Here is an 11,872-nt window from a genome sequence, read left to right on the forward strand (position 1 = left end):
GATAAACCAATGATGATAATCGAGGAGCGGTAGATCATGTCTAATGACATATTTGATGTAACAATAGTTGGCGGGGGCCCTGCAGGACTCTTTGCTGCATTTTATAGTGGATTACGAAATATGAAAACAAAGATTATCGATTTCCAACCACATTTAGGTGGAAAAGTACATATTTATCCAGAAAAAATGATATGGGATGTCGGGGGGCTAACACCTGTTACAGGTGCGAAATTGATCGATCAAATCGTGGAGCAGGGTTTAACCTTCAATCCAACAGTCGTATTAAATGCGAAAGTAGAATCTATTCAAAAACTTGACGACGGACAGTTCCTACTAACGGAGTCATCTGGGAAAGAGCATTTGTCTCAAACCGTTATCATTGCAACTGGAAGTGGTATTTTACGCCCACAAAAGATTAATATAAAAGGTGCCGAGCGCTTTGAGATTTCAAACCTTCACTATACGATAAAATCGTTAAGGAAGTTTAAGGACAAGACGGTTCTCATATCAGGTGGTGGTAATACAGCTATTGATTGGGCAAATGAATTAGAGCCAATCGCCAGAAAAGTATATCTTACCTATCGAAAAGATGAAGAGCATTTAAAGGGACATGAAGCACAAATTATACAATTATTAAATAGTTCCGCAGAATGTCTTTTCCATACATCGATAACTAATTTCTTAGCAAACAAGAACCAGGATAAAATTGAATATGTAGAACTACATAACGATAAAACGAGTGAAGCTATTCAACTGGAGGTAGACCATGTCTTGATTAACCATGGATTTGATCAAGATATATCCCTTATAAAAAATAGTCCACTGGATATTAATTTAATTGATGACTTTTACATCGAGGGCACTTCGATGAGCGAAACATCGATCCCTGGCCTTTTTGCGGCTGGGGATATTTTAAAGCACGATGGCAAATTACATTTAATAGCTGGGGCATTCCAAGATGCTGCCAACGCCGTTAACAGGGCAAAGCTGTTTATTGAACCGAAAGCTAATGAAATGGCTATGGTCTCCTCACATAATGAGGTTTTTGAAGAAAGAAATAAAGATATAATAAAGAAGTTAGTCAAATAACTGCTATGCTTACTAAAATTTGTACCTATTCCTAGGTTGATACCCAAGCAATCTCCATTCCCTTACATACATTACCATATGGGCCAATTAATCACTTAAAAGATCTTTTTAAGGAGGAACATATAGATGTATGAAGGATTATATTCCATGCAAACACAAAACGACGAAAGAGCATTTAGACCTCGGCCTTTCGGAAGGCCATTTGGATTCGGTAGACCGTTCGGTTTTGGTCGACCATTCGGGTATGGATATGGATATGGGTTTGGAGCACCATTTATTGGAGGCGTATTAGGTGGGCTATTAGGAAGCGCCCTAATCCCTCCGTATGGATATGGTTATCCGTTTTATGGATATGGGGCACCATATTATCCTTACTATTAAACAGTTAAAAAGATTAGTAGCCAATACACTTAGTAAAACAGCAACTCACCAGCAGTTTGAAAACTACCACATTCGCTCGTCTTTATGCAATGTGGTAGTTTTCTTCTGCACGGTTAATTAAGAAATCGGGCATCCGACTTCTCGGTTACCTTTTTTGGCTTTCCTTCCTCATTTCGGTAATTGAGGGGCGCTCTCTGTTACCTTTTTCGCTATCCTTCCTCTTTTTGGTAACTGAAGGACTCTCTCTCTGTTACTTTCTTCAGCTTTCCTTCCTCTTTTTGGTAACTGATACGCGCTCTCTGTTACCTTTTTCGGCTATCCTTCCTCATTTTGGTAACTGAGACTCTCTCTGTTACCTCTACCACTCATTCCTACTCATTTTGAGCATAGAGGAGCACTTTCTCCCATCTTTTTCATCGTGTTCGTTTATAACAACTTTACTTTCTCAGCAGCCAAAAAAGCCCCCTATTGGCAAAACAGAATTTTCACCTAAATGATCCGAAAACTCGCTTAAATATCCCCATTCATTCGGTCATTCATTTCGTCTAGCATCTCTTCCTTCATCGCTTTGATAGATTGTTTTCTATGTTCATTTTTCTGTTTGATGCGCTCTTGTTCTTCTGGACTTACATGCTCCATACTCATTTCTGCCTCGTGTAATTTTGCTTCTGTTCTTTCCATCATATCGTGTAATCTTTCCACATTATTCTTTCGATTATCAGGTTTAGGGGTTTTTTGATCACTCATTACGGACCTCCATATTTAACTGCTTTTAATGGTAGTTTGGTTCTGCTTCTTTTTTATATACGAAAAAGAAACTTCCTTCTTCCCTAAACCACTTTTTCATCATCTAACTTCTCCTGATAGCTATCCTTATTAAGACTATAGAACGTACGGAAGTAATCTCAAAAGCGTCCACTGTTTGAGCTACATAATGTTGCACATCCTCTTCTTTCAACACATCGGCTTTTACAAAATCACTTCAGCTCCTAGCTCTTTTACACTTTCTGCTGTTTCTTCCATCCTTCTCGTTATAATCTACCAAGCTTAAACGATAATCTTCAGTAGCTAACTGTAATGCTGTAGCTCACCAAGTCCAGTGACTGCACTGCTAAATAAAACAACGTTACTATCCTCTTCCCTCCTAATCTTACGCTACTTATAGTTCACCTTATTTATCGCTAGCAGTAAAAACGCTTACACTGTTATGTTAGATTTAAATAATAAATTAGGAGGAATTTTATACCCAATATTAAAAGACATTTAATGAATAAATTTGTTTAAAATATTATATAGTAGAATTTTAAATTGATACTTTAAAGGGGCTACTATAAAAAATTTATTAAGGAGGGAGATTTATTGATAAAGCTTCCAATTGAAGAACCGGTTATTATATTTGCTATCGCAATGGTTATCTTTTTAATTACTCCAATATTGATGAAAAAACTGAGAATCCCTGGCATTATTGGCCCAATTCTTGCCGGAGTCATTATTGGCCCGAATGGTTTTCATCTTCTTGAACGAGATCAGACCATTGTATTATTAGGTACAATCGGATTACTATTTATCATTTTTATTGCAGGTTTAGAGCTAGATATTGATGGCTTTAAAAAGTATCGGGGAAGAAGTATTTTATTTGGATCCATCTCCTTTACTATTCCACTTGTCTTAGGAACTTGTGTCGGTCTTATATTTGATTATAGCTTAACAGCTTCCATCCTTCTTGGTTCCATTCTCGGCTCGCACACACTTCTTGCTTATCCTATTGCCAGTAGACTTGGAATTGCGAAAAACAAGGCAGTGACCACTGCTGTTGGAGGTACACTTCTAACAGATACCTTCGCTTTATTAATATTAGCAGTAGTTACCGGTGCTGCTGCCGGCCAATTATCACTTCATTTTTGGATAAAAATGACAATCTCATTAATCGTATTTGTACTCATTATTCTTTGGGGAACTCCAATATTATCTAGATGGTTTTTCCGAAACTCTGAAAACGAAGGTGTAATGAATTTTACATATGTTATGGTTATTCTCTTTGTTTCCGGATTTTTAGCGGTTATTGCTGGCATGCAACCAATCATTGGGGCATTCTTAGCAGGTTTAGCATTAAATCGTTTTGTACTTGAACATGGAACATTAATGAATCGAATACGCTTTTTAGGTAATGCACTATTTATCCCATTCTTCTTATTATCTGTTGGGATGTTGATGGATTTAAGTGTATTATTCAACAACCCAAGAGCATGGATTATCACAGGAGCAATTGTTCTTTCTGTCATTATAGGAAAAGCACTAGCACCGCTCATTATTAGCAAGATTTATAACTACTCTAAAAAAGAACGTAATGTCATGATTGGGTTAACTATTCCACAGGCGGCAGCTACACTTGCTTCCACATTAGTTGGTTTTGAGGTTGGACTATTGGACCAAGCAACAGTGAATGCTGTTATTATCATGATTTTAATAACTTGTATTGTAGGACCATATTTCGTGGAAAAATACGGTAGAAAATTAGCCTTAAAAGAAGAACAAAAGCCGAGTGAAAGAAAACAAAGTCCTGAACGTGTTCTTATCCCTTTGGCCAATCCAGAGACAATGGAATCGTTACTTGATCTTGCAAATATGATTAAGCATTCACATACAGATGAACAGCCTTTGTATCCTCTAACTGTCGTTCAAAAGGATATTACTACCGCACATGATGAGGTTGCTCAAGCTGAAAAAATGTTAGGGCACGCCGTTATGTATGCTGCTGGTGCCGAGATACCAGTTCGACCGATAACTAGGGTAGATCAGAACGTGTCAAACGGCATCATTAGAGCCATTGCAGAAGAAAGAATTAATACGGTTGTAATTGGATGGGATGCCGAGAGAAACTCAAATAAATTATTTGGAAGTGTTATTGATCGCTTTGTTGACCAAACAACACAAACGGTATTAGTTACCAAGTTAGGCCACCCATTACAAACAACGAGACGAATTATTTTAATTATTCCGTATGGGGCAGATCATAAACCAGGATTTATGGATGCATTGGAACGAATTAAACGATTAACTGCGAGCCTAAGTGCTTCCTTATTAGTTTTAGTTATAAACGATTCAACTGACACATATGAAGCATATCTGAAGCAAATTAAACCAGAGCCTCCTACCGAGATACGAACAATAGATAGCTGGAAAGCGTTGCAGGAAGGTCTGGAAACAAGGTTAGTAGAGGACGATATTATTGTTATTTTAAGTGCAAGAAGAGGCACAGTTGCTTGGCATCCAGAGCTTGAAGAGTTACCGAAGAAATTAGCAATTGTCAAACCAGAAAGCTTCATCATTTATTATCCGCGAGAAGAAGAGGAAGTAGATATAAGAGGCTCAAAAGGTATTGAAGTACCAAAAGAAGTGCTAAGGAAAAAAGACTATGAAGAGTATGACTGATTAACAGATTATGTTAAAAAATTGTACACCTCTAAACTAGACAGCTAATTATTAATCCTTTTACCAACAAGCTAATAGACCATTGGAGCTCCAATGGTCTATCTTTTTATTTTCATACTAATCTTCCTAACCTGAACAAAGCAGGAATTAACAGTTCCTTCCAATCAAATTATGATATAATCCAATTGAGTTACAGTCTAATCCATTAACATTGAAGGTGAGAACATGACAGCAGAAGTACTTGTTGTAGAGGATGAATACGAAATTGCAAATTTAATCGAAGTCTATCTTTGAAAACCATTACGATAAATCCGATTATAAGATGACATCACGTATCCAATCGAATCTGACAGTGTCCCTCCGAATGCACCGCCACTTACCGCTGCAATTCCAAATAATCTCTTTAGAAAAACTCTCCTCGATAGCCTTTCAAACTCCTTGTTCTCCACTATTTATAGCATAAGTCTTATTTATAGTATGGGTCAGCGAACATCAAATAAGAACTAGTACAATTTGAACAAAAATGTTCCTATATATTTAAGCAAAATAACTACTACATTCATAGAGTGGCCTTATAAGATAATATGACATATCATGTCCGGTATAAGGCTTTACAATTGTTGTTCTACAATAATTAAATGACAAACAAAAACTACAGACTACGAAGCTTTATTTTCTGAAGAACCTTGTCTTTCCAGATTATTTATCAAATACATATACATCATTCTTGCACTCTTCACTGCATCCGATAAATTCTCTGCTGTAAATAAGGTGAGCGTTTAAAAACCAACCTTCATCAAATACAACCCCTCGGCTTCTGCCATACGACCTGTTTGGATTCTTTCTTTTGATTCGAGAATAGTTGGTATGGTAGCATCATCTTTTTGTCCTAATCCAACTTCAATTAACGTTCCGACCATTTTTCTCACCATATTGTAAAGGAAGCCATTGCCTCGTATTTCGATTTCGATAAAGCCCTCGTTATCCATTATCTCAAGTGAGTAAATTTCACGGACCATGGACTTTTTCTTCGACTTTGCATTGGAATAGGAAGTAAAGTCATGCTTACCTAGAAAATATTCAGATGCTTTTCTCATTTTTTCGATATCAAGCTTTTCCGACACATGCATACTGTACTTTCGCATAAAAGGATGTGTATAGGGCATGTTCCAAATTTTATACAAATAGGTTTTATCTTTGGCATTATAGCGTGCATGAAAACGATCATGCATTAACGTTACATCCACCACGCTAATATCATGAGGTAAATATCTATTTAAATAATCCATTACTTCTTCTTCGGTTGCATTTTTATGCATTTTAAAATTAGCGATTTGCGCAAGAGCATGTACACCTGCATCCGTTCTTCCAGATCCAATGATTTCAATCTTCTCTCCGGCCAACTCTGTTAACACATTTTCTATTTTCCCTTGAATCGTATTGTCGCTATTACCAAGCCGTTGCCAACCCTTGTAACGGCCACCATCATACTGAATCGTTAATTTATAATTGTTCATTGCATGCTTTCTCCTTATTATCTTTTGATATCTTCTATTATGACATAAGAATCCCACAATAAAAAATTCGTCTGCACGAAACGTTAACTAGGTTTAATTAGAACTAAAAATTTGATATTTGGTAGTCTATTGTTCATTCGCTACATAATAGATATATGAAATAATAAAAAACCTCCCAAAAGGAAGGTTTAAATTAGAAATGGTTCTTCTCTTACTTCATTATTTTCTTGTAAGTAGTGCTACACACTCCACATGGGACGAGTTGATAGAATTGATGTATTTGCGGTTTTTCGTGAAAAGGTCGTATGCGGGAACATATCGACTGATTTGTTCGTTCGTGGGAACATGTCAATAAACATATTCAATCCTTACTCAGCTGCTCAGATAAATATTTCAGTATATCAGGTACTCTCCAAGCATTTGCTTGACTTATTTTTAGATGCTTTTCTAGAAGATCGGGTTTTAAAGTATAAAGTTCCTCTAGTTCATCTTGATACAATTTCTCAATATGGTGACCTTAATATATTATTTGCTTCTAATAACTCCTTAGCAGGTAAACAAATACTTTCAGAAGAGGTTGGAATTGGCTTTTTCACAAAAATGACTATTAAAAGTGATCCATATTTTACAACAGGTGTGCTGGTGCTGTTGGAACTAGAAGATCATAAAATTAATCATCATTATGGATATATAAAAGAAAAGATAGCTACCTATCAAATACTTACAAGGAGTTTATTCGCACCTATCTTCCTATCTATAATACTAGTTAGACTAAAGTGATCTAAAGAATGACTATTGAAGTTATCCCTAAACTATATTGACAAATGTATGATTATTTTTAAAGATATTCATAACAAAAAATCTCTAATCGCTTGTATTAATGAACGACTATTTCATTAATTCCGCAATATAATATACACTAAGTAAATAATGTAGGCGGCGACAAGCACGAATCCTTCCCGCTTTCCAATTCTGAAGCTCGTTCTTGAGAAAACCAATAATATAATAGTTAGTACAATCATAAGAATGACATCAATAAACATTTTATTATTTGTTGCTAGTGGAGAAATAGTAGCCGAGCCACCAAGTACAAATAAAATATTAAGAATATTACTCCCGACAATATTACCCAGCGCAATCTCACTTTCTTTTTTCAGTGCCGCAGAGATGGAAGTGACAAGTTCGGGAAGGGATGTTCCAATTGCAATAATCGTTAACCCCACCAATGTTTCACTCATACCGAGAGAATAAGCAATTTCTGTACCGTTATCTACTACCAAATCCCCTCCAAATATAATTGCAGCCAATCCTAGTATGGTAATTAATATATTTTTACCCCACCTGATGTCCTCAGGAACTGGTTCGTCTGCTTTCTCTTTCCGACTTTTTAGGCCAATCTCAATTAAATAGTACATAAAGATGGATAAGAACAATAAAAGAATAAATCCATCACTGCGTGTAAGTAAGTTGCTACTCGATCCTTGCAATGCAATATCACTCATAAGAATTAGCAATGCTACACTTGAGAGTAAGGTAAATGGGATTTCTTTTCTAATGGTCTCACTTTCAACTCTCAAAGGATATAAGAATGCTGTGACACCTACAATAAGGGTAATGTTAAGAATATTGCTTCCCACTACGTTACCAAGTGCAACATCTGCATTTCCTTCCAGTGCTGCAATAATACTGACAGTCGCTTCCGGTGAACTTGTTCCAAAAGCCACAATAGTTAACCCGATTAAAATAGTTGGAACCCGGAGCAGTTTGGCAATATTGGAAGATCCGTTTACAAAGAGGTCGGCTCCTTTTATCAATAATGCAAAGCCGATAATCAATAAAATATAAGTCATTGTTTATTCTCCTTAACTCATTTAGTTTCTATTATTTTCTAATTACTATTAATACAATCTCTTAATTTGAAAGGAGGATAAGCACTATCTAACGCATTATTTAATGCGTTAACGATTTTATCATCTAAATCTATTTGGGATATGTAATACATAACAATTTCTTTATTGCGATTTCCCCAGTTAAAATTATGTACAATAGTCTCACCGACAAAAGCCTTATCATAAAAAGTTTTGTCGGTTAAATTATCTTCACAGATTTCAAAACCAATATGTGTATTATTCGCATCTCCACCCGCATGCCATACGCGGTGATTCCAGGGTAACGTTTGGTAAGTGGCAATCGATCCATCTTTTAACTTTCCGATAAAAGCATGAACACACACCTGTCTGCCACCAGGTCGTGGCTGATTCCAGTGATTGTTGTATTGATTCTTTCCTAATAAACCATCATCTGGACCAACGTAACGCTTTAAATTCGGATTGTTTGCCCCTGTGCTATGAACCATAATTCCTTTTGGTGTGATTTTTCTTCCAGCCTAATAATTCATAAAATAAATTTCAATAATTCGTTTTCTTTCTGTATCTGCTGGTTTTATTGCCATAGATGGTATAACCCAAACCATCCCCACTTTCATCACGCCTTTAATTCTTCCTTCACTACATAATGTTTGAACTCTTCTTTTGGATATTCTCCAATACCACTGGAAAACCTTATTATATCAACACTTAAACTACACTGATTCATCAACCCTAGACATCAATGCTACGCACTCCACATGCGTCGTATGCGGGAATAAATCAACCGGCTGAACTTCTACTAGTTCATAACCAAACGGCTCTAGTTCCTTAATATCAATTGCAAATGTATCAGGATTACAAGATACATAGACAATACGTTCCGGCTGAGCACGACCGATTCTGCGCATTACTTTTCCACCAGCACCAGAACGAGGTGGATCTAATAATAGAAGCTCAGGGATACCAAAGCTCTCTAGCACTTCATCAATTCCACGTCTAGCATCTTTTGCTAGGAAGTATGTGTTCGAGATTCCATTATCCTTCGCATTACGTTTAGCAGATTCAATAGAGGTTTCGACGATTTCTATTCCCGCTAGCTTCCCAACTCGGCTAGCAAATGGAAGCGAGAATGTACCAACACCACAGAATAGATCTATCATTTTTTCTGTTTCTTTTGGTTTACCCATTTCTAGTGCCAATTCGACTAGCTTTTGCGCCTGTGTTGGATTTGTTTGGAAGAACGTATCAAACCAAATACGGAAGCGATAATCTAGCATCTCATCATAAATGAAGTCGCGTCCTGCTAGAATATGGGATTCTTCTGCTTGAGTACGGTCACCCCAGTCGGTATTTTTAAACCACATTAGACTCTTTACTTTAGGGAATTTGGTAGTAATTCTGTCTTCTAAATCTTTCGCTGCCACTTCTAGTTCCCCAGTAGGACCCTCGGTAGCAAATAGACCTAACATAATTTCACCAGTTGCAAATGACTGACGAACCATCAGGTGGCGTAGTAAGCCTTCATGGGTATCCTTATCATAGCCTGATAATTCATGAGCTTTAGCCCAGTTAGCAACCTCCATTGTAGCTTCTACCATATCCTTACCAGCAATTAGGCAAGTTTCTAAAGAAATAATCTTTCTCCAATTTCCTAATTCGTGAAGCCCTAAATCGCCTTCCTTAGAAAACGTAAACTCCATCTTATTCCGGTAATGCCACGGATTGTCCATGCCAATGGTGTCATGAACGAGACTAGGATCAAATCCTTGCTGTTCCAAGACTTTCTTTACATGATTTGTTTTTTCATTTAATTGCCCTGTATAGGTCCAGTGCTGCCATACACAACCACCACATCGTTCAAAATGCGGGCATGGAGGCGCTACTCGTTCTGGATGTGCCTCTACAATTTCTTCCGGCATAACTCTAGTTCTTCTTCGGTCTGGCTGCCCCACTGTAACACGTACCTTTTCACTCGGTAGTGTTTGTGGAATCGTAAGCTTTAGCTTTCTAGGATTAACCTCGCCAATATCACGCCAAACAACCGCTCGACCCGAACCTTTTTTATCTAAATCATTTATTTCTGCAATATATGTTTCACTATTTACTGTCGTCAAGATTGTTTCCTCCTCTCACAGTCATTATCTATATAAACACTATAGTATCAATCTTAACAGTTCTATTTCTTTACATACTTTCCTATTATAGCGGATGAGAACTTAATTGGGAATTCCTATATTTATTTTAAAAGCCTGCTAAAAAAAATAGCAGCCATATTCGGTATCATTCTGTTTTATTAAGACCAGCTAAAAATACCCTAATCATATAATGTAAACTATCATTTCGTTCAATAGGCATGCCAAATCCACCCTTTTGTTCTAGTGAGGAAAAGCCGTGCAAAATACTTCTAAATCCCCTCACCGCATGGATGGCATTTTCCTCTGATAATGGATAGGATTGAAATAGTGTAAGAATGAGGGTAAGTATTTTATTACTTTCTCTTTCTATTTCTTCATCCTTAGGCTTTGGTAACGCAATCGTGTATTCGTACAATCCAGGGTGCTCTCTTGTAAACTGAAGATAGGCATTAGCTATAGCAAATATAGCCTCATCCCCCGATTTTTCTCTTGTCGCATCGTTCATTCTTTGAAACAGTTTTTTCACTCCGAGAAGGGATAGCTCCCTTTTAATCTGGGGCAGCCCTTTTACATGGTTAAATAGTGATGGTGGGCGAACAGATAGTTCTCTTGCAATACCCGCTAATGTCACTGCTTCTGTTCCTTGATTATCTGCTATTTCAGCAGCAGTCTGAACTATTTGCTCTAAGTTAAGTCCTACTCGCGGCATCATCAGACTCCTTTCTCTATTTGACTCTCTGCCTCATTAATCGCCTTTTCCAAATTCGGACCTGGATTTTCAATCATGTCTCCATGTCCAACAGCTAATAATATAGGTTCTCTGGACATAATCTTCCTTGCACTTTCAAGAGCAATTTCTTTGTTCCATGTGCCAAAAGCAGGAAAAGGAAAGCTCCACACTAATTGTCCTCCAACCGCCATCCTTCCACGAGTTTGTAAAGCATCTCCTGCTATCATTATCCCATGTTTTGCAGCGAGTAATGAGATGGACCCCGGTGTATGTCCAGGAGTAGCAAGAACTTCAAGCGATCCTACTCGATCACCTTCCTTTAACAGGTGGTCAGCTTTCGTCGTTAAACCTTTTGGAACTCCACCTTTAATTGGCATTTGTGGTTCATCTCGATCCAATGAAACATCTCCCCTTAGTAATCTACTATCCCTTTCTGATATGGATACGATTATATTAGGAAATGTCTGCTTCAATCTATCCAAAGCCCCAACATGATCCCCATGTGCATGAGTTAATATAATATTGGTTAATGGCTTATTCAGTTCTTTAACCATTTTAACGATCCCTTTATAACTCCCTGGGATACCAGCATCAATTAACGTAAGCTCGTTTTCTTCCTCATAAATATAACAATTAACTGGAAAAACCCTCGGTAAAACCGTCAATTGATACAGATTCTGATAACGTACAACTCTCATCCATTCTTCCTCCTCATCCCTT

At 37.2% G+C, this 11,872-nt stretch carries 12 protein-coding genes; 4 read left to right on the forward strand and 8 right to left on the reverse strand.

Annotation, left to right across the window (positions count from 1 at the left end; genetic code table 11):
• The first annotated feature begins 33 nt into the window (after nt 1-33).
• Both MKY78_RS05850 and MKY78_RS05855 read left to right on the forward strand, forming a co-directional pair.
• Nucleotides 34-1,089, forward strand: coding sequence for an NAD(P)/FAD-dependent oxidoreductase (locus tag MKY78_RS05850; RefSeq protein ID WP_339217848.1), 1,056 nt, complete (start codon nt 34-36; stop codon nt 1,087-1,089).
• Between the two features lie 147 nt (nt 1,090-1,236).
• Nucleotides 1,237-1,470 (forward strand): hypothetical protein, encoded by a 234-nt coding sequence (locus MKY78_RS05855; protein ID WP_339217849.1) that lies wholly within the window; start codon nt 1,237-1,239, stop codon nt 1,468-1,470.
• Nucleotides 1,471-1,980: 510 nt separating this feature from the next.
• Here MKY78_RS05855 and MKY78_RS05860 read toward each other — a convergent pair.
• Nucleotides 1,981-2,217, reverse strand: a complete 237-nt coding sequence (locus MKY78_RS05860) for a small acid-soluble spore protein Tlp (RefSeq protein WP_339216917.1) — start codon at nt 2,215-2,217, stop codon at nt 1,981-1,983.
• 612 nt (nt 2,218-2,829) lie between these two features.
• Between MKY78_RS05860 and MKY78_RS05865 the strand changes: the two genes are divergently transcribed.
• Nucleotides 2,830-4,902 (forward strand): cation:proton antiporter, encoded by a 2,073-nt coding sequence (locus tag MKY78_RS05865; RefSeq protein ID WP_339216919.1) that lies wholly within the window; start codon nt 2,830-2,832, stop codon nt 4,900-4,902.
• 779 nt (nt 4,903-5,681) lie between these two features.
• Here MKY78_RS05865 and truA read toward each other — a convergent pair.
• Nucleotides 5,682-6,419, reverse strand: coding sequence for a tRNA pseudouridine(38-40) synthase TruA (gene truA, locus MKY78_RS05870; RefSeq protein WP_339216921.1), 738 nt, complete (start codon nt 6,417-6,419; stop codon nt 5,682-5,684).
• Nucleotides 6,420-6,764: 345 nt separating this feature from the next.
• Here truA and MKY78_RS05875 point away from each other — a divergent pair, with 345 nt between their 5' ends.
• Complete coding sequence (locus tag MKY78_RS05875) at nt 6,765-7,199, forward strand: hypothetical protein (protein WP_339216922.1); 435 nt, start codon at nt 6,765-6,767, stop codon at nt 7,197-7,199.
• Nucleotides 7,200-7,315: 116 nt separating this feature from the next.
• On the opposite strand, the gene MKY78_RS05880 is transcribed toward MKY78_RS05875, so the two are convergent.
• From MKY78_RS05880 to MKY78_RS05905, 6 genes are all read right to left on the reverse strand, one after another.
• Complete coding sequence (locus MKY78_RS05880; protein ID WP_339216923.1) at nt 7,316-8,269, reverse strand: calcium/sodium antiporter; 954 nt, start codon at nt 8,267-8,269, stop codon at nt 7,316-7,318.
• Nucleotides 8,270-8,307: 38 nt separating this feature from the next.
• On the reverse strand, nt 8,308-8,793 hold the full coding sequence (locus MKY78_RS05885) for a peptidoglycan recognition family protein (RefSeq protein ID WP_339217851.1): 486 nt from the start codon (nt 8,791-8,793) through the stop codon (nt 8,308-8,310).
• 12 nt (nt 8,794-8,805) lie between these two features.
• On the reverse strand, nt 8,806-8,958 hold the full coding sequence (locus MKY78_RS05890) for a DNA-binding protein (protein WP_091703652.1): 153 nt from the start codon (nt 8,956-8,958) through the stop codon (nt 8,806-8,808).
• Nucleotides 8,959-9,000: 42 nt separating this feature from the next.
• The gene (gene rlmD / locus MKY78_RS05895) at nt 9,001-10,401 is read right to left on the reverse strand and encodes a 23S rRNA (uracil(1939)-C(5))-methyltransferase RlmD (protein ID WP_339216924.1); all 1,401 of its coding nucleotides are present in this window, start codon (nt 10,399-10,401) and stop codon (nt 9,001-9,003) included.
• Between the two features lie 166 nt (nt 10,402-10,567).
• Entirely contained in the window at nt 10,568-11,134 is a 567-nt protein-coding gene (locus MKY78_RS05900; protein ID WP_339216926.1) for a TetR-like C-terminal domain-containing protein, read from the reverse strand.
• Nucleotides 11,134-11,850, reverse strand: a complete 717-nt coding sequence (locus MKY78_RS05905; protein ID WP_339216927.1) for an MBL fold metallo-hydrolase — start codon at nt 11,848-11,850, stop codon at nt 11,134-11,136. Before MKY78_RS05905 ends, MKY78_RS05900 begins: the two co-directional genes overlap by 1 nt.
• Nucleotides 11,851-11,872 lie beyond the last annotated feature (22 nt).

Origin of the sequence: Ornithinibacillus sp. FSL M8-0202, from assembly GCF_037975285.1 — a bacterium.
Lineage (GTDB): Bacteria > Bacillota > Bacilli > Bacillales > Amphibacillaceae > Ornithinibacillus > Ornithinibacillus massiliensis.